Here is a 22,028-nt window from a genome sequence, read left to right on the forward strand (position 1 = left end):
GAGTCAGCGGATCTCGTCGACCAGCGGCGGCAATTCGCCAAGGTCTGCGATTGCGTGGTAGCGGCGTGATGTTGGCGCATCCGCTTTCTCCAGATCCCATTCGAGATCATGCGGGACGAACACGCCCCAACTTCCGGCCTCAACTGCGGGAACGACGTCGGACCGCATGGAGTTACCCACCATCATTGCCCCGTTCACCCCGCCCGGGTGGCGTGAAAAGATGTCTCGATAGGTCTGTGCCGTCTTCTCCGACACGATCGCGACATCGTCGAAAAGGTCGCCCAAGCCGGACTGCGCGAGCTTGCGTTCCTGATGAAGCAGGTCGCCCTTTGTAATCAGGACAATCCGATACGATCCCGACAACGCTTCGACCGTGTCCTGTGCATGGGGCAGCAGTTCGATTGGATGCGCCAGCATGTCCTGTCCGGCATCCAGGATCTGCTTGATCACGTGACCGGGCACCGCACCTTCCGTGACGTCGATTGCGGTTTCGATCATTGAAAGGACAAATCCTTTCACCCCGAAACCATAGTGGCCGATATTCCTGCGCTCTGCTTCAAGGAGTCGGTCGTGCAGGCGGGAACGGTCCGTGAAATCCGCGAGCAAATCCTCGAACCGCGCCTGCGTGAGTTTGAAGAAGCGCTCATTGTGCCAAAGGGTATCGTCGGCATCGAAGCCGATCGTTTGCAGTTTTCGCGCCATAACCTTGCCACGCGCCTCTTTTCTCGAAGACAGGACAGGTTATATAGAGCCATCAAGGATATGGAACCCAAGGCAACCGCCCCAGCATGTCACAGATGTCGGTCATGATCTCGTCGTCCCGCCCCAAGGCCGGACCTCCGTCCAACGAGGACAACGACACCGGTGTTGTTGTCGAGACGCGCACGCGGACAAAACGTCCGCCGCTCTACAAGGTGCTGTTGCTGAACGACGACTACACTCCGATGGAGTTCGTGGTGCATGTGCTCGAACGGTTCTTTGGCATGACTCATGCGCAAGCCTTTGAAATCATGCTAACAGTACACAAGAAAGGTGTCGCCGTCGTGGGCGTGTTCAGCCACGAAATCGCGGAAACCAAGGTTGGTCAGGTGATGGATTTCGCCCGACGCCACCAGCATCCGCTGCAATGCACCATGGAAAAGGAATAACCGGGGACGCCCGGGATATCCGATGACCTTCGCCAGACTTGACCACGCGCTCCAGACAGGCGCACTCGACCTGTCAGATCAGGTGCGCGTTATTTGCCTTGAGCCGAATCCCGACGCCGATCCCTCCGTGCTCCCGACCCGGAACATCACGGTCCAGCAGAATTTCAAACCCGCCCATGATCATTTCGCGGCACTGGGTCTGGATGTCACGACCGAAGCGACCGGTCCTGCCGATGTGGTGCATGTCACTCTGCCGCGCAGTCGTGAACTCGGACGCGGTTTGATCGAACAGGCAGAGTGGCTCGCGCAGGGTGGTATCGTCATCGTTGACGGCTCAAAGACAGATGGCATTGACGCCATGCTGAAGTTCGTGCGAACGCGCACGTCTATCGGCGCGCAGGTGTCCAAGGCGCATGGAAAGCTCTTTTCGTTTAAGGCAGGCAGTGCTTTTGCAGATTGTGTCTTGCCACAACCTGCCCCGATTGCCGACGGCTGGTTCACCCAGCCGGGGGTCTTCTCGGCCGACGGCCCCGATGCCGGATCGCAGGCACTGGTCACCGCGCTTCCGAAGTCGCTCAGGGGCCGTGGCGCTGACCTGGGTGGAGGATGGGGATACCTGACGCGTCATTTGCTCGATCTGCCGGGAGTGACTCATGTGGATTTTGTCGAGGCAGACAAACGCGCGCTTGACTGCGCTGCGCTCAACATCACTGACGACCGTGTTGCGCTGCACTGGGCCGATGCGACGACCTGGGGAACGGCAGGCAGTCTCGACTGGGTTGTCATGAATCCGCCTTTCCACACCAGCCGTACACCCGACGCCTCTCTGGGGCAGGCTTTCATCCGATCCGCCGCGCGGCTGCTGCGCCCCAAGGGGACGCTCGTCATGGTGGCGAACCGGCATCTGCCCTACGAAACAACACTGGCGACGGGCTTTGGTCATGTGCAAGAACTGGAGGGCGACTCGCGCTTCAAGATCCTGCAAGCCGACCAGCCCAGAACGTCTGATGCGACGGCGCGCAAAAAGCGGCGCTGAAGGAGATCACACGCATGTCATTTTCCATCGAAGGCAAGACTGCGATCGTGACCGGTGCCGCGAATGGCGTGGGTCTCGCGATCGCACGGCATTTTGTCGATCAGGGTGCAAACGTGATGTTTGCCGACATGGACGAGGAACGTCTGTCCCACGAATGCGGCGAGATTGCCGAGGAAGATGGAAACATCCGCTATTTCGCCGGGGACCTGCGCGAGCGGCTGACCCTTGCCAATCTGTTGTCCGCCACCATCGATGCGTTCGACAGGGTGGATATTCTGGTCAATGGCAGCAGGCAGGTCTTGCCGTCCGTTCCGCTCGACCTGGATGACACGACGCTCGAAGCCCTGATGATGCAGAACGTGACAAACACGTTTCGCCTGTCACAGATGGTGGCCAAACGCATGATCAAGCAGGCCGCTGACAGGGAAGAGGGGCAGGCGGGCGCCATCGTCAACCTGTCTTCGATCGCCGCGCGCCGAACCCAACCGGAATTGCTGTCCTTCTCGGTATCCATGGCAGCCCTTGACCAGCTCACCCGGTCGCTTGCGGTGTCACTGGCCGAGCACCGTATCCGAGTGAATTCCGTGGCGTTGGGATCGGTCATGTCGGCCAGCCTGCGCGACGCGCTCAAGGAACATGACGGCTACCGCGAAGAGATCGAGGGAAATACACCGCTTGCGCGGATCGCCAGCCCTGCTGAGCTTGCCGAGGCGGTTCAGTTTCTGGCCTCCGAAGGTGCGGGTTTCGTTACCGGTCAGATCATGACGATCGACGGCGGACGCACGCTGCTTGATCCGGTTGGTGCCCCAGCACACTGATCGCTTTCGCCGCAGAGCCAAGCCTTTGGAGCGGCTTGTGATTCCCGGCATGCGCGTTACTGTCCTGTCAGAAATATAGGACAGTGAGATGACGGAAAACTTTGACACCGAAAAAACGCGCGCCTCTGCGTGGTTCCGCGAGTTGCGCGATCAGATCGTGGCCGCGTTCGAAGGGCTCGAAGACAGCCACGATACCGGACCGCTGAGCGATGCCGCACCGGGGCGCTTTGAGGTGACCGAGACCAAACGCCATTCTGACGACGGCTCGGATGCCGGTGGCGGTCTGATGAGCGTGATGCGTGGCGGTCGGGTGTTCGAAAAGATCGGTGTCAATGTCTCGACCGTTTACGGCACTCTGGGTGAACGCGCGCAAATGGCGATGGCCGCGCGCAAGGGTATTCCCGGCATGAAGGACGATCCGCGTTTCTGGGCGTCGGGCATCAGTCTCGTGGCGCATATGCAGAACCCGCATTGCCCCGCCGTCCACATGAACACGCGGATGTTCTGGACTCCCCATGGGTGGTGGTTTGGCGGTGGGTCCGACCTCAACCCCTGCATCGAATATGCCGAGGACACGCAGCATTTCCACGACACTCAGAAACAGCATCTCGATCCGCACGGCGAGGCGCATTACCCGCGTCTCAAAGAGTGGGCGGACGAGTATTTCTATGTGCCGCACCGGGGCAGGGCGCGCGGTGTTGGCGGCATTTTCATGGATGACCACAACACCGGCGACTGGGAAAACGACTTTGCCCTGACGCAGGATATCGGGCGGGCCTTCCTTCCGGCGTTTGTGCCACTGGTCGAAAAGCGACGCGTGCAGGATTGGTCGGATGCCGACAAGGACACCCAGCTTGTGCATCGCGGGCTCTATGCCGAATACAACCTCGTCTATGACCGGGGTACGAAATTCGGGCTGGAAACCGGGCATGACGCAAATGCGGTTCTGATGAGCCTGCCGCCACTGGCCAAGTGGGTCTGATTTATTTCTGTGTCTCTGCGCTGCGGGCTTGATCCGGCGCAGAGGCATGCGCATCTGCTAGTGGCCGGTCGCCGCGCCGCCGGATGGTCCGGCGCGCCAAGCCCCCGGCGTCCCGATATGATGGACGCCATCCATGTCATTTCTCGACATTGAACTATCCGCCCGTGCCAAGGCACAGGCTTCTATCGTTATTTCCGCCCCGCGAGATGCGGTCTGGGCGCTGATCGCAGATCCGGAAACCTGGCCAAACTGGAACAGAGGTGTCGAATGGGTCGGCGCGGTTGGTCCCATGGCGGTCGGCACCAAATTCGAATGGCGCGCGGGTGGTATGACCATCCGCAGCACCGTTCAGGTTTGTGACGCACCAAGTGTTATCGGTTGGGCAGGCTGGACCCCGCTGATTTCTGCGCGGCAGATCTGGCTTTTGTCAGCTGAGGGGACGCATACGCGCGTCGAGACTGTGGAAGCCTTTCGCGGAGCGTACGCAACGCTTCTTCCGGGTCATGCAAGACGCACAATCAAGAGTGCGCTGGAGCAGGGCTGCTCGATCTGAAGGTCGAATGCGAGGGTCGTCGCCCGCGCCGGGCTGCCTGATCCGCTTGTGGATCAGCCGATCTTGGCATCGCGCCATGTTCCCGGCGCGATGCCGTCCAGTGACCATTCCCCGACCGACCACCGAACCAACCGCAGGCAGGGCAGGCCGACATGGGCCGTCATACGGCGCACCTGTCGGTTGCGCCCTTCGGTGATCGTGAGTCGCAGCCATGCATCCGGGACCGTCTTGCGATAACGGACAGGCGGATCACGATCCCAAAGCTCGGGTGGCGCGATCTGCTCGACCAGCGCGGGTCGGGTCGGACCATCTTTGAGAACCACGCCTTTGCGTAGCTGATCCAACTGATCTTCGGTCGGTATGCCCTCGACCTGTGCAAGGTAGGTCTTGGGCGACCGGAACTTCGGATTGCTGATCTTGGCCTGCAATTTTCCGTTATCCGTCAGCACCATAAGCCCTTCGCTGTCGCGGTCCAGCCGACCCGCCGGATAGACCCCCGGCACGTCGATAAACTCGGATAAGGTCCGCCGTGCCGATCCTTCAGTGCCCTTGTCGGTGAACTGGGACAAGACGTCGAACGGCTTGTTGAACAGGATCACGCGGGTCATGGTTCGTCGTCTCGTCGTGCGGCGAAGAAATCGACCAGCAAACGCTCGGCTTCTGCAGCGCTCACGCCGTCATAGACTTCGGGAACATGGTGGCACTGTGGATGGGAAAACACCCGCGCACCATGTGCGACGCCACCGGATTTTCGGTCCTCGGCGCCATAGTAGACCCGGCGAAGCCGAGCGTTCGAAATCGCCCCGGCGCACATCGGACAGGGTTCCAGCGTTACGTAAAGGTCGTGTCCGATCAGCCGCTCGACGCCCAGCAGGGCGCAGGCTTCGCGGATTGCCAGCATTTCGGCATGGGCTGTTGGATCATTCAACTCGCGGGTCCGGTTTCCCGCTGCCGCAATCACCGTCCCATCCGGAGCAACGACCACTGCGCCAACAGGAACTTCGCCCCGCGCGGCGGCCTGTCGGGCTTCTTCAAGGGCAAGCGACATGTTTGAGCGGAAAACCATGTGCCCGTCATAGACCGCGCAATCGTCTTTCCCAAGGGCCTGATTTGGACTAAGCCGCTGGGTATGACTCAGAACCCACCCCCCGGCGATCGCATCGCCAAAGTCATCGCCCGCGCCGGGCTTGCCAGCCGCCGCGAAGCCGAACAGATGATCCTTCAGGGGCGGGTGTCCGTGAATGGCAAGAAGATCGACAGCCCCGCACTGAATGTCACCGAATCGGATAAAATTACCGTGGACGGCAAGGTGGTCGGTACCCCGGATGAGCCGCGCATATGGCTCTACCACAAGCCGGTCGGCCTTGTGACAACGACCAAGGACGAGCAGGGGCGCCCTACGATCTTTGACAAACTCCCACCAGAGCTTCCCCGCGTGATGAGCGTCGGGCGCCTTGACCTGAACTCAGAAGGGCTTTTGCTGCTGACAAATGACGGGGGCATCAAGCGCAAGCTGGAACTGCCCTCAACAGGGTGGCTGCGCAAATACCGGGTGCGCGTCAAGGGGCAGCCCACGGACGAAAGCCTTGATCCTCTCCGCAAAGGGCTGGTGATCGACGGAGAGACATTTCAGCCGATGATCGTGTCTCTGGACCGGCAACAGGGCGCCAATGCCTGGCTGACGGTCGGCTTGAGGGAAGGCAAGAACCGTGAAATCCGCAGGGCGATGGCGGACATTGGACTGACAGTGAACCGGCTGATCCGTGTGTCCTATGGCCCGTTCCAGCTTGGGCAGATCAAACCCGGCGAGGTCGAGGAATTGCGCCGCAAGGTTGTGCGCGATCAGTTGGGTCTTGATAAGCCCTCGGAAACCAAGGGAAAACGAGGCAAAACTACGGCAAAATCCAAGGTGGAAACCGTCCGTAGAAAGCCGCGTCCGGTTCGGGGAAAGAAGACTCCCTGATCTTTCCCTTTGAGCGCCCATTTTCCGCCCGGATTCGCGGCGAGTTTGGCGCCATGTTCATCACGTTTGTAACTTCTGCTGTTCTCGTGACCTCGGTTCTGCTCGTGCTGTCGAACCTTGGAACGGTGGCTGACGACACGTCGAAAGCGCTGCGCGGTGCGATGCAGCGCATTCGGACGCAGGGATGCATGGCATCCTTCGTGGCATTCGCCACCCTCTGGGTCACGATCTTCGGGTTGGGGCTGTTGTAATGGATATGCAGGCGAACTCTCTGGTCGACTTCGACCGCAGCGCGGCGCTGGGCAACAGCGCTCCGGTCGATGATGTTCCGGTCGGGTTTATGGTCCTGGCCACCTGTCCACTGATCTTCTGGCTGCTGGACGGCACCGTGGCAGGCTTTGCCTCCGCGCTCCTGATCCTTGGGCTGTTTGCCGTCGGGTTGGTTTGTCTCTCCGTGGGGCAGAAAAATCACCTTGCCTATGATGCGGCCGAAGTCGCCGCACGGCCGAAAATACCGATGAAACTCATCGGCAGTTGCATCGTGGCTCTGGTTGTTGCGCTTCTTGCGACGACCAAGATTGACATGCCTTTCATCCCCGTGGTGATCGGCTTTTCGACCTTTATCCTCTGCCTTGTCTCCTTCGGGCTTGATCCGGTGCGCGACAAGGGCATGGAGGATCCCGCCGTGCATATGCGTCTGCAGAACCAGGAAATATACAACGGCTTTGAGGATCGGTTCGACAGATTGTTGCTGTCCCTCAGCGCGCTCAAGGACGACGATCTGACAGAGCGGACACGCGGAGTCGCCGATACGGTGATGGGGCTTCTGGGTACGATCAATTTCGAATCGACGAAACTGCAGAAAATCCAACCATCGGTTTCGAAGATGCTGTCGAAAATGGAAGCCGACGCAGCAATCCTGACAGCGGGAGCGTCAGGAAAGGCGTCTGCCTTTGAACGCCGGAAATTCACTTCCAAAACGCAGGCGATGGTCGATGCGTTCGAGGCGCGGGCGCGCAAGAGCGGAATCGCTCAGGGCCGCGACAATTTTGAACTCCAGACGAACCTTCTTTTTGAGCGGATGAACCGGAAACGTCTGGGATGAGCGGAACTGCGCCGACTTCCCCCTAGCAAGCCTTTGATACATCCCCTAAGTTTCTCATGACGTTTGAGAAAGGGGTTTCCATGTCCGGTGCCGGCCTGCAACGAGTTTGCTATGCGTTGCTCCTTGTCGTGCTTTTTGGTGTCTCCAGCGGTTGGCTGGGGGGACTTTGATCATGGCCCAGCGGTACGGCGGTAAATACAGTCCTGACGGCTCATCCTCTTCCGAAAACAAAACACCTACCCAGAATTTCAAGGGAGCGACTGTCGATCCGGTCGGTGCGCGCTCCAATGTCCTGTTCATTCCGCCTATCGTACTGGCGTTCACGTCTATCAATGACGGGGCTATCGGAATGGGGCTGGGTCTTCTGGGGGCGGCAACGCTTCTTCTGGGCGCATGGCTCCTGCGGGGCGGGTTGACTGCGGAGGCCGCTTATCACGCACGTAAGGTTGCCCGGCGTCCGGGCTTTCCGCGCAAGACTGCTGCTGCGGTTCTGGCGGGTGTCGGGGTTGGCATCGCTGCATTTTCGAACGAACCGGGGTTTGTTGCGCCGGTGATCTTCGGTCTGGCAGCAACAGCTCTGCACCTTGGTGCATTCGGCCTTGACCCGATGCGTGACAAAGGCATGGAAGGCATCGACACGTTTCAGCAGGATCGCGTGGCCCGCGCGGTCGACGAGGCCGAGGCCTATCTTGCCGCCATGCGTGACGCGATCCGCCGGTCCGGTGACCGCAGCATGATTGCACGGGTCGAACGGTTTGAGACGACGGCGAAAGATCTGTTCCGCACGGTCGAGGAAGACCCGCGCGATCTGACCGGGGCGCGGAAATATCTGACGGTCTACCTGATGGGGGCCCGCGACGCGACGATCAAGTTTGCGGACGTGTACGCACGTACCAAGGACAGCAAGGCGCGAAGCGATTTCGAGTCCCTTCTGGATGACCTCGAAAAGAATTTTGCCGCGCGTACGCGGAAAATGCTGCTTGATGACCGGTCCGACCTGACGGTTGAGATTGATGTCCTCCGCGACCGGTTGCAGCGGGAAGGCGTGCGCATCGAGCGCGAAATGGAATAGGCTAGACACGAGATCAGTGGGGAACCGTTATGTCTGAATCAGTCCGCAGCAAAGCCCAGGACACCCTGGCCCTTGTCGAAGAAGTCAACGCTGTCATTCTGCCCGAACCCAAGGCCGCCGATGCGGTGGTGCCTCTGGCCGAGGCCGATCCGATGCTCAGCGAAGAGATCCGCTCGCGTATGGCGGAAATCGATATGAGTGACACGCAGTCAATCGTGTCCTTCGGCTCCAACGCGCAAGCGGAATTGCAGGAAATCTCGCAGTCCATGCTGGCCGATGTGCGTAACAAGGATGTGGGTCCGGCTGGCGACAGTCTGCGCGGCATTGTCAGCACGATCCGGGGGTTCTCGGTTTCCGAACTTGACGTGCGCCGCGAGCGCACCTGGTGGGAAAAGCTGCTGGGGCGCGCTGCGCCTTTCGCCAAGTTCACGGCCCGCTTCGAAAAAGTGCAGGGTCAGATCGACAAGATCACCGACGATCTGCTGAAGCACGAGCACACTCTGCTCAAAGACATCAAGTCGCTGGATTTGCTGTATGACAAGACGCTGCAGTTCTACGATGAACTTGCGCTCTATATCGCAGCCGGTGAAGAAAAACTGAGCGAATTGGACAACTCCGACATCCCGGCGAAAGAGGCCGAGGTTCAGGCTGCCGCCGAAGCTGATCAGGTGATGAAGGCGCAGGAACTGCGCGATCTGCGCGCGGCCCGTGACGACCTCGAACGTCGGGTGCATGATCTCAAATTGACGCGACAGGTCACGATGCAATCGCTGCCGTCAATCCGACTGGTCCAGGAGAACGACAAGTCTCTGGTGACCAAGATCAATTCGACTCTCGTCAACACGGTCCCTCTCTGGGAAACCCAACTGGCGCAGGCGGTCACCATTCAACGATCGGCCGAAGCGGCCGCAGCCGTGCGCGACGCAAACGATCTGACGAACGAGCTTCTGACGTCGAACGCCAAGAACCTGCGGGAGAGCAACAAGCTCATCCGCGAGGAAATGGAGCGGGGTGTCTTCGATATCGAAGCGGTCAAACAGGCCAACGCTGATCTGATCGGCACGATTCAGGAAAGCCTTCAGATCGCTGACGAAGGTAAGGCGCGCCGTGCCGCCGCCGAAGAGGAGCTCAAGAAGATGGAAGCGGAACTGCGCGATACCCTCGCGGCAGCCAAGGCTCGCAAAGACGGGCTGGGCGATACGGCTGCGGCCTCCATGCCGGACCAATAACCACGTGCCGCGGCGCTGGTCTCATATCCTGTGGTCCTGCGCCGCGATCGCGGCCCTTTCGGCATGTGATCCGTTCCTGTCGGGAAATGCCCCCGCCGACACGAAACCCCAGGCCCGTCCTGCTGAACTGGCAAAGAAACCAGAAGCCGCGCCTTATCAGCCGTCGCAGACAGCGCTTGATTTGCGGCGCTATTATGCGCGGGTTCAGGAAGATCTGCTGGCTCGGGGATTGCTGCGTGTGGATGGGGGAGGTGTGGACACCCCCTTTACCGACCAGATGCTGGCGCGGAATTTCGAGCGTATCGCACTGGCCGAAGAATACACGCGTGGTGCCGGTCTTCAGCCATCCAGCGGCGCGCTGGGCGACATCAAGAAATGGACCGTGCCGGTTCGTGTCGCCGTGACCTTCGGGGAAAGCGTATCCGACGAAGACAGGGCACAGGATCGGCGCGTTCTGGAAAGCTACACCCGCAGGCTCGCGCGGGTATCGGGCCATCCCATCAGCTTTGTTGCATCGCAGCCGAACTTCCACGTGCTTGTGATGGGCGAGGACGACAGGGAACAACTGCGCACCACGCTGGATCGCATTGCACCGGGTATGGAGGCGTCAAGCAGGGCGATCTTTCTCAATCTGCCCCGTGCGATCCACTGCCTTGTCGTGGCGTTTGCCGACAGCGCCGCAAGCAGCGCGTACCGGCAGGCCGTTGCGCTTGTGCGCAGTGAACACCCCGATCTGACCCGACGTGCCTGTTTCCACGAAGAACTTGCGCAGGGGTTGGGCCTTGCAAACGACGATCAGAACGCGCGTCCGTCCATCTTCAACGATGACGAGGAATTCGCACTTCTGACGTCCCACGATGAACTGCTGCTGAAGATCCTGTACGACCCCCGCCTGACACCGGGCATGAGTGCCGATGAAGCCCGCCCGATTGTCCGGGTGATTGCACAGGAGCTGAAAGGCGGCGGACCAAGCTGACTGAACGGAGACCACAGATGCCCATTTTCGATTTCCTGAGCGGCCAATTCATTGATGTCATCCATTGGACGGACGACACGCGCGATACGATGGTCTGGCGGTTCGAACGCGAAGGCCACGAGATCAAGTACGGGGCCAAGCTGACCGTGCGCGAAGGGCAGGCGGCCGTGTTCGTGCATGAAGGCCAGTTGGCGGATGTGTTTACGCCCGGGCTTTACATGCTCGAGACCAACAACATGCCGATCCTGACATCGCTGCAGCACTGGGATCACGGCTTCCGGTCGCCCTTCAAGTCCGAGATCTACTACGTCAACACCACCCGGTTTCAGGATCTGAAATGGGGCACGAAGAACCCGGTCATCTGCCGCGATCCCGAATTCGGTCCGGTGCGTCTGCGGGCGTTCGGAACCTATTCCGTGCGGGTGTCGGACCCGGCGAAATTCCTTGTCGAAATCGTTGGCACGGACGGCGAGTTCACGATGGACGAGATCAGCTACCAGATCCGAAACATCATCGTGCAGGAATTCTCGCGCACCATCGCGCGCGCCGGTATCCCGGTGCTCGATATGGCGGCAAACACGCGCGAACTCGGGAAATTGATCGCCAAGGAAATCGCGCCGACGCTCGCGGAGTATGGCCTCGAATTGCCAGAGCTTTACATCGAAAACATCTCTCTCCCGCCTGCGGTTGAAGCCGTTCTCGACAAGCGGTCGTCGATGGGTGTGATCGGAAATCTCAACGAATACATGCACTTCCAGGCGGCCGAGGCCCTTGGCAAGGACGGCGCGGGAGCCGCTGCCATTCAGGCAGGGCTCGGGGCCGGTCTGGGAATGCAGATCGGCCACGCTGCTGCGCAATCCGGTCCTTGGGGCGCCGCTCCACAGGTCCAGGGCGCAGCGCTGGTGTCACGCCAGGTGCCTCCCCCGCCGCCGGTCGAACACGTGTGGCACGTCGCCGAGAATGGAGAAACCAAAGGTCCATTTTCCAAGGCCGCTCTCGGTCGCATGGCCACCGAAGGAACTCTGACCCGCGACAGCTATGTCTGGACAGCCGGTCAGGATGGCTGGAAACGCGCCGAAGAAGTCATGGAACTGGCGCAGCTTTTCACCGTTCTTCCCCCGCCGCCACCGGGATCCTGACCCGCATCTGCGCACATGCATATCTGAGAAAAGAAGAAGCAGGGGACAGCCACCGTGTCCGAGGAGACGCTCACCGCACCCGTGGAAGAACACCGCTTCCCGTGCGACCAGTGCGGTGCGGACCTCCGATTCGATCCAGAACGGGGGCTGCTGCTGTGCGATCATTGTGGCAACACCAGCGAAATCGGCGCTTCGGGCCCATGGTCGGGTGGCAGCATCCGCGAGATCGATTTCGATGCCGCCATCGCAGACCGCTTGCCAGCGCAGGAGATGGAAGACACCCGTGTGTCGACCTGTCCCAACTGTGCTGCCCAGGTGGAGTTCGATCCTGGCGTTCATGCTGCGGAATGTCCGTTCTGCGCCACGCCGGTTGTCGCCGATACCGGTCGCAGCCGACACATCAAACCCAAGGGTCTCCTGCCATTTGCGCTGGACGAAAAGGACGCGCGCAAGGCGATGACGGACTGGCTGGGCGGGTTGTGGTTCGCCCCGAACGGGCTCCAGGATTATGCCCGAAAGGGCCGAAAAATGACGGGAATTTACGTTCCCTATTGGACCTTTGACGCCGATACTGCCTCGTCCTACCGGGGAGAACGGGGAACGGTATATTACGAGACCCGCCGTGTGGTCCGGAATGGGAAATCCGAAACCGTGCGCGTTGCGAAAGTACGCTGGCGTCCGGCATCCGGACGCGTGGCCCGTTTCTTTGACGATGTGCTCGTACTTGCCTCACGCTCTCTGCCGAAAGCGTATACCGACGCGCTCGAACCGTGGGATCTCTCGGCGCTTGAACCTTATCAGCCGGAATACCTCGCCGGCTTCCGGGCCGAGGCCTACACCGTCGAACTGCCCGAAGGGTATACCGAGGCGAGGAGCTACATGGACCGCGTCATCACCCGTGATGTGAAGTTCGACATCGGTGGGGATCGTCAACGCATCCACCAGATCGAGACGCGGGTCTCGGACGTGACCTTCAAACACATCCTCCTTCCGGTCTGGCTGGCTGCCTACAAGTATCGTGGCAAGAGCTATCGATTTGTCGTCAACGGACGGACCGGCGCGGTGCAGGGTGAACGCCCGTGGTCCGGGTGGAAGATTGCGTTCGCCGTTGTTCTTGGGTTGATCATCGCGGCAGGGGTTGGCTACGTCGCCGCGATGAACCAGTAGGCTCAGACGAGCATGCCACCGTCGGTATCGTCGCCTGCCTCTTCAAGCAGGAGGCTCATGTCCGGCACGGTGATGTGGCGCTTGCCTTCCAGCGTAATGATCCCGTCCTTGCGCAGCGCCGAGACCTGACGCGACACGGTTTCCAGCGTCAGCCCAAGGTAGTCCGCCATTGCTTCGCGTGTCAGGGGAAGGTCGAAAGTGACAGGGCCGTCGAGACCGCCGAAATTGAGCGATGCATCACGGCGGGCAATGATCGACAGAAGCGACGCGATCTTTTCCCGCGCGGTCTTGCGACCCAGCACCAGCATCCATTCGCGGGCTGCGTCAAGCTCGTCCAGCGTCATCTGCAGAAGCCGCTGCGCGATGTGCGGCGTGCGTTCCATCAGATCCTCGAACGGAGCTTTGCGGAAGCAGCACATCACCATGTCCGTGGTCGCCACAACGTCGTAGGCTGCGGTGTTCCGGCCCGGACGTCCGACGAAATCGCTGGGTAGAAGAAGGCCAACCATCTGAGTGCGGCCATCTTCCATGGTTTGGGTCAGGGTCGCGATTCCGGAAACCACCGATCCGACGAAATCCATCCGGTCACCGGACCAGATCACGGTCTGGCCAGCTTCGAACCGGCGGTAGTACTTGATATCTTCGAGCCGTTCCAGTTCGTCCGACTCGCACCGTGCACACACAGCGCGGTGCCGGATCGGGCAGTCGCTGCAATCCTGGGTGACGGAGAAGCTGTCTTCTTTCAACATGTGTCCGGTCTTGATCTGTGTCAAAGCTGACTCGTACCAACCTCCATAATGCTATGCATATGGTAGCGAGAACACAACTTTCCCGGTTGGGACTATTCGACGCGAAGGTGCCTCGTTATACGAGTTACCCTACGTCGCCTCACTTCAAAAATGACGTAAAACCGGGGGATTTTTCCAATTGGATAGAAGGGATAGCCGAAAATTCGGAAATATCTCTTTATTTGCATGTGCCGTTTTGTCGCCGTCTGTGCTGGTTCTGCGCCTGCCGGACTCAGGGCACAGCCAGTGGTGAACCCGTTACCGCCTATGTTGAAACGCTCAAGGATGAGCTGTCGCTGCTGAAGCGGCATCTGCCGAAGGGCGTTCGCCTTTCGCGCCTGCATTGGGGCGGAGGAACCCCGACGCTGATGTCGCCCGACTATATGCGCGATCTTTCCGCTGCCGTCCGCGAAGTGGCGGACTTTGCCGATGGGTACGAATTCTCGGTCGAAATCGACCCGAACGAGATCGATACCAAGCGGCTCGACGCCCTGTTCGAGAGCGGGATGAACCGCGCCTCCATCGGGGTGCAGGATTTCGATCCGGACATTCAGAAAACCATCGGGCGGGAACAGAGCTTCGACACCACCAAGCGTGCCGTGGATATGATCCGGGAACGGGGCATCCAGAGCCTGAATGCGGATATCCTCTATGGGCTGCCGTCCCAAAGCCGGACGCGTATCGTCGATTCGGTGCAGAAACTCCTGTCGCTGTCACCTGACCGCGTTGCGCTCTATGGCTATGCTCACGTTCCGTGGATGGCCAAGCGGCAACAGATGATCCCATCCGACGCGCTGCCGCGCCCCGATGAACGGCTTGATCTGTTCGAAACGGCGCGCAAGCTGTTCGTCTGGGACAATTACGATGAAATCGGGATCGACCACTTCGCCACCCGCGAAGACGGGCTGTCCGTTGCGGCGCGCAATGGCACGCTGCGCCGGAACTTCCAAGGCTACACCGACGACACGTCTGAGGTCCTGGTGGGCTTGGGCGCCTCGTCCATTTCGAAATTCCCTCAGGGCTATGCCCAGAACGCCCCAGCCACCTCGGCCTATACGAAGGCAGTCCGCGAAAACAGTTTCTCGACTGTCCGGGGGCATTGTTTTACCGAACAGGACAAGCTGCGCGGGCGCATGATCGAAATGCTGATGTGCGATTTCCGCGTCAATACGGCCGAGCTTGTGCGGGACTATAAGACGACCGAGGCCGAAGTCGCCGGGATGCTCCAACGCGCGAACTCTGAATTCGAGAACCTGTTGGTTGTAGATGGCGACGGCCTATTCGTCCCGCCCGAAGCACGCCCGCTGACCCGGATGATCGCCCGCAGCTTTGACGCCTACGACCTGTCCTCAGCCGGGCACAGTTCGGCGATCTAACCCGCCAGATCGAACGCGGCTGCCATCAATGTCTTGGTGTAATCCGTCTGCGGATGGGTGAACACGTCTTCCGCCGTGCCGTATTCCACCAGGTCCCCGGCCTTCATCACAATTACCTTGTGGGACATCGCGCGCACCACTTTCAGGTCGTGGCTGATGAAGAGGTAGGCCAGATCGTATTTACGTTGCAGCTCGCGCAGCAGGTTCACGATCTGCACCTGAACCGTCATGTCCAACGCCGAGGTCGGCTCGTCCAACACCACCAGCTTGGGCCGCAAGACCATCGCGCGGGCAATCGCAATGCGTTGCCGCTGACCGCCGGAAAACTCGTGCGGGTATCGGTGCATCATCGCCGGGTCGAGCCCAACTTCCCGCATCACTTCGGTCACCAGCTCGCGCTCGGTTCGCCCGTCCGGAGAACCATGCACCCCCAAACCCTCGGCGATGATCTGTTCGCAGGTCATGCGCGGGCTGAGGCTCCCATAGGGGTCCTGAAACACGATCTGCATCTCGCTGCGCAGCCGTCGCAATTCGCGCGTCGACCAGTTGCGCACGTTCTGCCCCCGGTAGGTGATCCCACCTTCCGACTGGATCAGCCGCATGACCGCCAATGCCAGCGTCGTCTTGCCGGACCCGGATTCGCCCACGATGCCTACGGTTTCTCCCGCCCGCACCGCGATGGTCGCGTCGTTGACCGCCTTCACATATCCAACCGTGCGCTTCAGGAACCCTTGCTGGATCGGGAACCAGATCTTGAGGTTGTCCGTCCGCGCGATCTCTTCCGCGCCTTCCTTCACCGGATCAGGCGACCCTGTCGATTCCGCGCTCAAGAGCATCTGGGTATAGGGGTGCTGCGGGTTGGCGAATATCTCGGCCGTCCTGCCGCTCTCGACGATCTCACCATCCTTCATCACACAGACCCGGTCAGCGATCTTGCGCACGATGCCTAGGTCATGGGTGATGAACAGCAGGCTCATGTCCTCGGCTTCTTTCAGATCGGCCAGGAGGTGCAGGATCTGCGCCTGAATGGTCACGTCGAGCGCTGTCGTCGGCTCATCCGCGATCAGCAGCTCAGGCCCGTTCGCCAGCGCCATCGCGATCATCACGCGCTGCCTTTGCCCGCCGGACAGCTGGTGCGGATAGGCACCCAGCCGGCTTTCGGGGTCACGAATGCCCACTTTGGTCAGCAACTCAATGATCCGCGTCCGCGCGGCATCGCCCGTCAACCCCTGATGCAGCGCCAGCGACTCCGCCAACTGCTTTTCCAGCGTGTGCAGAGGGTTGAGCGAGGTCATCGGCTCCTGAAAGATGAAGCTGATGTCATTGCCCCGGATGCGCCGCAGCTGCGCTTCATCGGCGCCGACCATCTCTTCGCCGTTATAGAGCACCGATCCACCAACCCGCGCCGACTCGCCCAGCAGCGATACCGTCGACAGCGCCGTGACCGACTTACCCGACCCGGATTCGCCCACCAGAGCCACCGTCTCCCCGCGCTCAATATGGAACGACACACCCCGCACCGCAGGCACGGTCTGCCCGTCCTGCCGGAAGCCAACGGTCAGGTTTTTCACCTCGAGGATGCTGCTCATGTAAACGTCTTTCTCGGATCAAACGCGTCGCGCACACCTTCGAAAATGAAGACCAGAAGCGACAGCATCAGGGCGAACACGAAGAACGCCGTAAAGCCCAGCCAAGGCGCTTGCAGGTTCTGTTTGGCCTGAAGCGTCAACTCCCCCAGCGACGGGGCCGAAGAGGGCAGGCCGAACCCGAGGAAGTCCAGACCCGCAAGTGTGCTGATCGTGCCTGTCACGATGAAGGGCAGCATGGTCAGTGTGGCCACCATCGCATTGGGCAGCATGTGCCGGAACATGATCGTCGCGTTTGATACGCCAAGTGCCTTGGCGGCCCGCACATATTCCAGATTTCGGGCGCGCAGGAACTCGGCCCGGACCACACCCACAAGGGCGGTCCAGCCGAACAGCACTGTCAGGAACACAAGGAGCCAGAAACTTCGCCCCAATATCGCGAACAAAATGATTATGATGTAGAGCGACGGCGTCGACGACCAGATCTCGATGATCCGCTGAAAGATCAGGTCCAGCCAGCCGCCGAAATAGCCCTGCAACGCACCTGCAACGATGCCCACAACACTTGCCAGCACCGTCACGATCAGCGTGAAGAAGATCGACAGCCGGAAGCCATAGATCACCCGCGCGAGCACATCGCGCTTGGTGTCGTCCGTGCCCAGCAGGTTCTGTTCATTCGGGGGCAGGGGGGCCGCGCCGGGGCGGTCCACCGGGGTCTGGTAGTCATAGGGGATGGGCGGCCAGATCGACCAGCCTTTGTAGAAATCGCCATCCGGAACAACCCCCTGATCAACCTGTTCAATCAGGCCTTCGGGATCGTCAAAACACTCTTCAAGCCCGCCAGTGCGGATCAGACACTGCACCTCCGGGTCGCGATAGGCCGCCTCGGTTCGGAAATCACCGCCGAAATCGGTCTCGGCGTAGAAGTTGAAGATCGGGGTGTAATACTCACCACGGTACTGCACGAGGATCGGTTTGTCGTTGGCGATGAACTCGGCAAAGAGAGACAACCCGAACAGCACGCAGAAAATGATCAGCGACCAGAAGGCACGGCGATTGCGCTTGAAGTTGTTCCAGCGCCGCTGGTTGAGCGGCGACAGCGTGAACCTACTGCGCACCGGGGCAACAGGCGCCGCCGGACTCGGCTCTGTGACGATATCGCGGTCGTTCGGCTCGGGATTGGCCGCCATGTGTCAGCCCTCCCGCTTCTCGAAGTCGATGCGCGGATCGACCAGCACATACATCAGGTCCGACAGGATGCCGACCAAAAGGCCGATCAACCCGAACACAAACAGCGTTCCAAAGATCACCGGATAGTCGCGCGCAACCGCCGCCTCGAACCCAAGCCGTCCCAGACCATCAAGCGAGAAAATCGTTTCGATGATGAGCGAGCCAGAGAAGAACACGCCGATGAACACCGCCGGGAAACCGGCGATCACGATCAGCATCGCATTGCGGAAGACATGGCCGTAAAGCACCTTCCGCTCGGCCAGACCCTTGGCCCGTGCCGTCATGACGTATTGTTTTTTGATCTCGTCCAGAAAGCTGTTCTTGGTCAGCAGCGTCAGTGTTGCAAAGGCCGAAATGGTTGAGGCGAGAACCGGCAGCGTGATGTGCCAGAAATAGTCTGCGAGTTTCGCAAAGAGCGACAGCTCATCCCAGTTTTCCGAGGTCAGTCCCCTGAGAGGAAAGATCTGGAAATACGACCCGCCCGCAAACAGAACGAGCAGCAGGATCGCAAACAGGAACCCCGGAATCGCATAGGCCACGATGATCGCTGCCGAGGTATAGGTGTCGAACGATGTCCCGTCCTTGACCGCCTTACGGATGCCCAATGGGATCGACACGATATAAGCGATCACCGTGGACCACAGGCCCAGCGTGATCGACACCGGCATCTTTTCCAGCACCAGCTCCATCACCCCGATGGACCGGAAATAGCTCTCTCCGAAGTCCAGCCGGAGGTAGTTCCACATCATGATGCCGAAGCGTTCGATCGCGCCAATGTCTTCTTTCTGGCACGCCGGATCATCCAGATCAGGCTCTCCGGTATAACCGTCTTCACAGACGATCCGAGCAAAGCCGAACTCGATTTCCAGCGTTTCGATGAATTCCTTAGGCAGACCCCGCGCACCGATATAGTCGCTGTCCGATCCAAAGGTTTCCTCGGCATTCTGGTTGCCGCCGCCATCTCCGGAAAAGCTCGAGAACACGTCGCCCTCGCCCTGGAACCGCGCGAGCGTCTGCTCGATCGGTCCACCGGGCACGAATTGGGTCAGGGCAAAGTTGATGACCATGATCCCGAACAAAGTCGGAATGATCAGCAATAGCCGTCGAAGGATGTAGGCTCCCAAGAGTCTCTTACCTCAGCGCGCCAGCGGCCTTGAGGGCCTCGTATTTTTCTTCGTTGAACCACCAGAAGTCGAGAACGCCGATCCCGAGCGGCGGAAGCTCTTCGGGGTGTTCGAACATGTCATAATAGGCGATCCAGTATTCCGGCACATAGCCCGCGTGGGCGATGACACGCTCGTAACGCAAGGCGCGGTCCAGCGCCATCATGGCCGTGACTTCTTCTTCCCGCGATTCCGCGTTCAGCGCGGCTTCGATGATCGCATCCACCACCGGGCTGCGCAGCGCCGACGGGTTCCACGACGACACCTCTGCGGTTTCCGACCCGAACAGCTGCTTCAGGCCCGTGCCGATGGTGGCAAAGGTCTGCATCGAGGTCTGGATCAGATCGTAGTCCTTATCAAGGAACCGCTGCTGGCCCTGCGCCGAATCCACGGCGTTGGCGTTCACTTCGATGCCCCAATCCCGCAGCGTGTTCACATAGGTCTCGATGGTGGCCTGCCGTGTGTCGTCCCATGTCGACAGCACGAGGAAATCGAGCGACATCTGTTCGCCAGCCTCGTTCACCATCCGGCCCTGATCGTCGACCGTCCAGCCTTCATCGGCCAGAATCCGCAGCGCCGTGCGCTTGTTGCGTCGGTCCACCGGGGTGTCTTTGTTGGACGTGTGCGGCATGACCACCGGTTCGGTCAGCATCTCGGGCGGCACCACATCCCCCAGCGACTCGAGGAACGCCAGCTCCGCCCCTTGCGGCACGTCTTTGGCTTCCCACTCCTGACCCTCGGCAAAGGAATTGCGCTGCGTGGTCAGGTCGAATTCCAGCGACTCCCTGGTCCATTCAAAGTTGAAAGCCAGGGTCAGCGCATGACGCACATTGCGATTATCGACCGGCGACCGCAACGTGTTGAAAATGACACCGGAATTGAGCGGTGCTGTCTGATCGGGCAGGGACTTGCGCACCGCATGTCCCTCTTCCAGAGCGGGGAATTCGTAGCCCGTCGCCCACCGCTTGCTCGACCCTTCCGACCGGAACGTATACTCGCCCGCCTTGAACGCTTCGAACTCGGCCGTTGCATCGGCGAAATACTCGATCCGGATGCGGTCAAAGTTGTGCCGGCCCACGTTGATCGGGTGATCCCAGCCCCAGTAATTCGGGTTCCGCTCGTACACGACGTAACGGTTGAACTCGTAATCACCCACCTGATACGGCCCCGATCCCATCGGCGACAGAACCGAGGGTTCGTCCAGACGTTCCCCGGTTTCCTTGTACCATTCCTCGGACAGTACGATCATCCCGCCAACCTGGCTGATCAGCGAGCGGCGCGAAATGCCGTCCACGAACTTGTAGCGCAGCGTGTAGTCGTCGATCACTTCGACACCTTCGATCCGCTCGCTCACCGAACGCGAGAACGACCGGATGCCCTGTTCGATGAACAGGTTGAAGGTAAACGCCGCATCCTGCGCCCGAAGCGGCGCGCCGTTGCGGAACACCACGTCATCGCGCAGGTGGAAGACGCACCAGTCCTTGGTTTTCGGATACTCGACCTCGCGCGCGATCAGGCAGTACTGATCGGTCAGCGAATCTGCCGGAACCGCTGTGCCGAACGTGTCGCCCGCCAGCAGGGATTCCCCCACCACGTCCGAGTTTGTCTGCGGATTGCCGCGCCACGCCCAGCGGTTGAAGCCGTCAAACGTGCCCCGCGCACTCAGCACGATCTCACCGCCCTTCGGCGCGTTCGGGTTCACGTAGTTGAAATGCGAAAAGTCCGGCGGATACTTCAGATCGCCGAAGTAGGAGTAGCCATGCGCCCGGATGATCTCATCCTCACCACCGTGGCTTGCGGCAAAGGACATCGTGCCAGAGGCACCCGCACCCGCCGCAACAGCGGTCCCGCCCAGCAATTGGAGCGTTTGGCGACGATTCAAGTCTGCAAAGGAAGGACGGCCGGGTTTAAAGGGCATGTTCAAGTCTCCGTAGCTTGCTCGTGCGGTTTTACCTTGATGTAAGCTAAAGAACGAGTTTGCCCACATTCAAGGCGAGAATGCGTGAGCCGGCGACAAATGCCGAATTAAAAACGCGATTGTGAAAAAGAAAAGCCGCCGCCCGGGTGGGCAGCGGCCTGAACATGCAACGCTCGGCGTCTGATTATTCAGAGAAAGTTGCCAGGTAGGCAATCAGGTTCTGACGGTCTTCGGATTTGCCCAGACCAGCAAAGCCCATCGAGGTGCCCGGCGCCCAGCCGCGCGGGTTTTCGAGGAAGTAGTACAGGTTTTCCGGCGTCCACACGTCGGCCACTTCGTTCAGAGCACCCGAGTAGTTGAACCCGTCGGCAGCGCCGACATCACGACCTACGACGTTGTAGAGGTACGGACCGGCCGCATTTGCGCCAGCTTCCAGCTTGTGGCAGGCACGGCACTTGCCGAACACTTTCTCGCCCTTTGCCGCGTCGGCGGTTTCGATCATGGTGTCGAAGTTCACTGCGGCGACCTCTTCTTCCGCCGCTTCCGCTTCACCGGTCTCGATCACATAGACCGCAACCTCTTCGCCATGGGCGCCGCCCACGTGGTACAGGGTCTCGGCAGCCCACTTGCCCAGAAGGAAGATCAGAAGCGCGCCACAAAAGCTGCCGACGATCTTGGTGAAGGTCATTGTATCCAACATTGTGTGCGTACCTGTTCGCTGGTGTTTCTTGCGTATCGCGCGGGTATCTATTGCTTCCCCTCGATCAAGGCAAGGTGTA

The 22,028-nt window shown here is 60.1% G+C and carries 23 protein-coding genes; 14 read left to right on the forward strand and 9 right to left on the reverse strand.

Annotated features, from left to right (window positions below):
- Positions 1–3: 3 nt before the first annotated feature.
- Positions 4–702 (reverse strand): HAD family hydrolase, encoded by a 699-nt coding sequence (locus tag MGEO_RS04420; protein WP_085635492.1) that lies wholly within the window; start codon positions 700–702, stop codon positions 4–6.
- Positions 703–797: 95 nt separating this feature from the next.
- On the opposite strand from MGEO_RS04420, the gene clpS reads away from it, so the two are divergent.
- The 5 genes from clpS (at position 798) to MGEO_RS04445 (ending at position 4,537) form a co-directional block, all read left to right on the forward strand.
- The gene (gene clpS / locus MGEO_RS04425) at positions 798–1,148 is read left to right on the forward strand and encodes an ATP-dependent Clp protease adapter ClpS (RefSeq protein WP_085635617.1); all 351 of its coding nucleotides are present in this window, start codon (positions 798–800) and stop codon (positions 1,146–1,148) included.
- 22 nt (positions 1,149–1,170) lie between these two features.
- A complete protein-coding gene (locus tag MGEO_RS04430) occupies positions 1,171–2,184 on the forward strand; it encodes a class I SAM-dependent methyltransferase (RefSeq protein WP_085635493.1) in 1,014 nt (337 codons plus the stop codon).
- A 14-nt stretch (positions 2,185–2,198) separates the two neighbouring features.
- Positions 2,199–3,002 (forward strand): SDR family NAD(P)-dependent oxidoreductase, encoded by an 804-nt coding sequence (locus MGEO_RS04435; protein ID WP_085635494.1) that lies wholly within the window; start codon positions 2,199–2,201, stop codon positions 3,000–3,002.
- 88 nt (positions 3,003–3,090) lie between these two features.
- Positions 3,091–3,984, forward strand: a complete 894-nt coding sequence (hemF, locus tag MGEO_RS04440; RefSeq protein WP_085635495.1) for an oxygen-dependent coproporphyrinogen oxidase — start codon at positions 3,091–3,093, stop codon at positions 3,982–3,984.
- 133 nt (positions 3,985–4,117) lie between these two features.
- A complete protein-coding gene (locus tag MGEO_RS04445; protein ID WP_085635496.1) occupies positions 4,118–4,537 on the forward strand; it encodes an SRPBCC family protein in 420 nt (139 codons plus the stop codon).
- Between the two features lie 53 nt (positions 4,538–4,590).
- On the opposite strand, the gene MGEO_RS04450 is transcribed toward MGEO_RS04445, so the two are convergent.
- Both MGEO_RS04450 and MGEO_RS04455 read right to left on the reverse strand, forming a co-directional pair.
- Complete coding sequence (locus tag MGEO_RS04450; protein WP_085635497.1) at positions 4,591–5,145, reverse strand: pseudouridine synthase; 555 nt, start codon at positions 5,143–5,145, stop codon at positions 4,591–4,593.
- Positions 5,142–5,603 (reverse strand): nucleoside deaminase, encoded by a 462-nt coding sequence (locus MGEO_RS04455; RefSeq protein ID WP_085635498.1) that lies wholly within the window; start codon positions 5,601–5,603, stop codon positions 5,142–5,144. The genes MGEO_RS04450 and MGEO_RS04455 overlap by 4 nt, the downstream gene beginning before the upstream one ends.
- Before the next feature lie 63 nt (positions 5,604–5,666).
- On the opposite strand from MGEO_RS04455, the gene MGEO_RS04460 reads away from it, so the two are divergent.
- The 8 genes from MGEO_RS04460 (at position 5,667) to MGEO_RS04495 (ending at position 13,188) form a co-directional block, all read left to right on the forward strand.
- The gene (locus tag MGEO_RS04460; protein WP_085635618.1) at positions 5,667–6,500 is read left to right on the forward strand and encodes a pseudouridine synthase; all 834 of its coding nucleotides are present in this window, start codon (positions 5,667–5,669) and stop codon (positions 6,498–6,500) included.
- Between the two features lie 53 nt (positions 6,501–6,553).
- Complete coding sequence (locus MGEO_RS04465; protein WP_085635499.1) at positions 6,554–6,751, forward strand: hypothetical protein; 198 nt, start codon at positions 6,554–6,556, stop codon at positions 6,749–6,751.
- Positions 6,751–7,605, forward strand: coding sequence for a hypothetical protein (locus MGEO_RS04470; protein ID WP_085635500.1), 855 nt, complete (start codon positions 6,751–6,753; stop codon positions 7,603–7,605). The genes MGEO_RS04465 and MGEO_RS04470 overlap by 1 nt, the downstream gene beginning before the upstream one ends.
- A gap of 172 nt (positions 7,606–7,777) precedes the next feature.
- Complete coding sequence (locus MGEO_RS04475) at positions 7,778–8,677, forward strand: 5-bromo-4-chloroindolyl phosphate hydrolysis family protein (RefSeq protein ID WP_085635501.1); 900 nt, start codon at positions 7,778–7,780, stop codon at positions 8,675–8,677.
- A gap of 29 nt (positions 8,678–8,706) precedes the next feature.
- Positions 8,707–9,906, forward strand: a complete 1,200-nt coding sequence (locus MGEO_RS04480) for a toxic anion resistance protein (protein ID WP_085635502.1) — start codon at positions 8,707–8,709, stop codon at positions 9,904–9,906.
- A gap of 4 nt (positions 9,907–9,910) precedes the next feature.
- Complete coding sequence (locus tag MGEO_RS04485) at positions 9,911–10,882, forward strand: DUF2927 domain-containing protein (protein WP_085635503.1); 972 nt, start codon at positions 9,911–9,913, stop codon at positions 10,880–10,882.
- A 17-nt stretch (positions 10,883–10,899) separates the two neighbouring features.
- Positions 10,900–12,021, forward strand: coding sequence for an SPFH domain-containing protein (locus MGEO_RS04490; RefSeq protein ID WP_085635504.1), 1,122 nt, complete (start codon positions 10,900–10,902; stop codon positions 12,019–12,021).
- A gap of 54 nt (positions 12,022–12,075) precedes the next feature.
- Entirely contained in the window at positions 12,076–13,188 is a 1,113-nt protein-coding gene (locus MGEO_RS04495; RefSeq protein ID WP_085635505.1) for a TFIIB-type zinc finger domain-containing protein, read from the forward strand.
- Positions 13,189–13,190: 2 nt separating this feature from the next.
- On the opposite strand, the gene fnrL is transcribed toward MGEO_RS04495, so the two are convergent.
- Positions 13,191–13,937, reverse strand: coding sequence for a transcriptional regulator FnrL (gene fnrL / locus MGEO_RS04500; protein ID WP_085635506.1), 747 nt, complete (start codon positions 13,935–13,937; stop codon positions 13,191–13,193).
- 59 nt (positions 13,938–13,996) lie between these two features.
- Here fnrL and hemN point away from each other — a divergent pair, with 59 nt between their 5' ends.
- On the forward strand, positions 13,997–15,352 hold the full coding sequence (gene hemN, locus MGEO_RS04505; RefSeq protein ID WP_085635619.1) for an oxygen-independent coproporphyrinogen III oxidase: 1,356 nt from the start codon (positions 13,997–13,999) through the stop codon (positions 15,350–15,352).
- On the opposite strand, the gene MGEO_RS04510 is transcribed toward hemN, so the two are convergent.
- The 5 genes from MGEO_RS04510 to MGEO_RS04530 all read right to left on the reverse strand — a co-directional run bounded on the left by MGEO_RS04510 (position 15,349) and on the right by MGEO_RS04530 (position 21,949).
- Positions 15,349–16,941 (reverse strand): ABC transporter ATP-binding protein, encoded by a 1,593-nt coding sequence (locus MGEO_RS04510; RefSeq protein WP_085635507.1) that lies wholly within the window; start codon positions 16,939–16,941, stop codon positions 15,349–15,351. The two genes, hemN and MGEO_RS04510, sit on opposite strands and share 4 nt — an antisense overlap.
- Complete coding sequence (locus MGEO_RS04515; protein WP_085635508.1) at positions 16,938–18,128, reverse strand: ABC transporter permease; 1,191 nt, start codon at positions 18,126–18,128, stop codon at positions 16,938–16,940. Before MGEO_RS04515 ends, MGEO_RS04510 begins: the two co-directional genes overlap by 4 nt.
- 3 nt (positions 18,129–18,131) lie before the next feature.
- The gene (locus MGEO_RS04520) at positions 18,132–19,292 is read right to left on the reverse strand and encodes a microcin C ABC transporter permease YejB (protein ID WP_085635509.1); all 1,161 of its coding nucleotides are present in this window, start codon (positions 19,290–19,292) and stop codon (positions 18,132–18,134) included.
- A 7-nt stretch (positions 19,293–19,299) separates the two neighbouring features.
- Entirely contained in the window at positions 19,300–21,249 is a 1,950-nt protein-coding gene (locus tag MGEO_RS04525) for an extracellular solute-binding protein (protein WP_085635510.1), read from the reverse strand.
- 184 nt (positions 21,250–21,433) lie between these two features.
- Positions 21,434–21,949 carry a c-type cytochrome gene (locus tag MGEO_RS04530; protein WP_085635511.1) on the reverse strand — a complete coding sequence of 172 codons (516 nt, stop codon included), beginning with the start codon at positions 21,947–21,949 and terminating at the stop codon, positions 21,434–21,436.
- Positions 21,950–22,028 lie beyond the last annotated feature (79 nt).

Origin of the sequence: Marivita geojedonensis (assembly GCF_002115805.1) — a bacterium.
GTDB lineage: Bacteria > Pseudomonadota > Alphaproteobacteria > Rhodobacterales > Rhodobacteraceae > Marivita > Marivita geojedonensis.

Excerpts from the sequence above, each read along its gene's own strand:
- MGEO_RS04420 (WP_085635492.1), bottom strand. The coding sequence starts at position 702 with ATGGCGCGAAAACTGCAAACGATCGGCTTCGATGCCGACGATACCCTT.
- clpS (WP_085635617.1), top strand. The coding sequence starts at position 798 with ATGTCGGTCATGATCTCGTCGTCCCGCCCCAAGGCCGGACCTCCGTCC.
- MGEO_RS04430 (WP_085635493.1), top strand. The coding sequence starts at position 1,171 with ATGACCTTCGCCAGACTTGACCACGCGCTCCAGACAGGCGCACTCGAC.
- MGEO_RS04435 (WP_085635494.1), top strand. The coding sequence starts at position 2,199 with ATGTCATTTTCCATCGAAGGCAAGACTGCGATCGTGACCGGTGCCGCG.
- hemF (WP_085635495.1), top strand. The coding sequence starts at position 3,091 with ATGACGGAAAACTTTGACACCGAAAAAACGCGCGCCTCTGCGTGGTTC.
- MGEO_RS04445 (WP_085635496.1), top strand. The coding sequence starts at position 4,118 with ATGTCATTTCTCGACATTGAACTATCCGCCCGTGCCAAGGCACAGGCT.
- MGEO_RS04450 (WP_085635497.1), bottom strand. The coding sequence starts at position 5,145 with ATGACCCGCGTGATCCTGTTCAACAAGCCGTTCGACGTCTTGTCCCAG.
- MGEO_RS04455 (WP_085635498.1), bottom strand. The coding sequence starts at position 5,603 with ATGGTTTTCCGCTCAAACATGTCGCTTGCCCTTGAAGAAGCCCGACAG.
- MGEO_RS04460 (WP_085635618.1), top strand. The coding sequence starts at position 5,667 with ATGACTCAGAACCCACCCCCCGGCGATCGCATCGCCAAAGTCATCGCC.
- MGEO_RS04465 (WP_085635499.1), top strand. The coding sequence starts at position 6,554 with ATGTTCATCACGTTTGTAACTTCTGCTGTTCTCGTGACCTCGGTTCTG.
- MGEO_RS04470 (WP_085635500.1), top strand. The coding sequence starts at position 6,751 with ATGGATATGCAGGCGAACTCTCTGGTCGACTTCGACCGCAGCGCGGCG.
- MGEO_RS04475 (WP_085635501.1), top strand. The coding sequence starts at position 7,778 with ATGGCCCAGCGGTACGGCGGTAAATACAGTCCTGACGGCTCATCCTCT.
- MGEO_RS04480 (WP_085635502.1), top strand. The coding sequence starts at position 8,707 with ATGTCTGAATCAGTCCGCAGCAAAGCCCAGGACACCCTGGCCCTTGTC.
- MGEO_RS04490 (WP_085635504.1), top strand. The coding sequence starts at position 10,900 with ATGCCCATTTTCGATTTCCTGAGCGGCCAATTCATTGATGTCATCCAT.
- fnrL (WP_085635506.1), bottom strand. The coding sequence starts at position 13,937 with ATGTTGAAAGAAGACAGCTTCTCCGTCACCCAGGATTGCAGCGACTGC.
- hemN (WP_085635619.1), top strand. The coding sequence starts at position 13,997 with ATGGTAGCGAGAACACAACTTTCCCGGTTGGGACTATTCGACGCGAAG.
- MGEO_RS04510 (WP_085635507.1), bottom strand. The coding sequence starts at position 16,941 with ATGAGCAGCATCCTCGAGGTGAAAAACCTGACCGTTGGCTTCCGGCAG.
- MGEO_RS04515 (WP_085635508.1), bottom strand. The coding sequence starts at position 18,128 with ATGGCGGCCAATCCCGAGCCGAACGACCGCGATATCGTCACAGAGCCG.
- MGEO_RS04525 (WP_085635510.1), bottom strand. The coding sequence starts at position 21,249 with ATGCCCTTTAAACCCGGCCGTCCTTCCTTTGCAGACTTGAATCGTCGC.
- MGEO_RS04530 (WP_085635511.1), bottom strand. The coding sequence starts at position 21,949 with ATGTTGGATACAATGACCTTCACCAAGATCGTCGGCAGCTTTTGTGGC.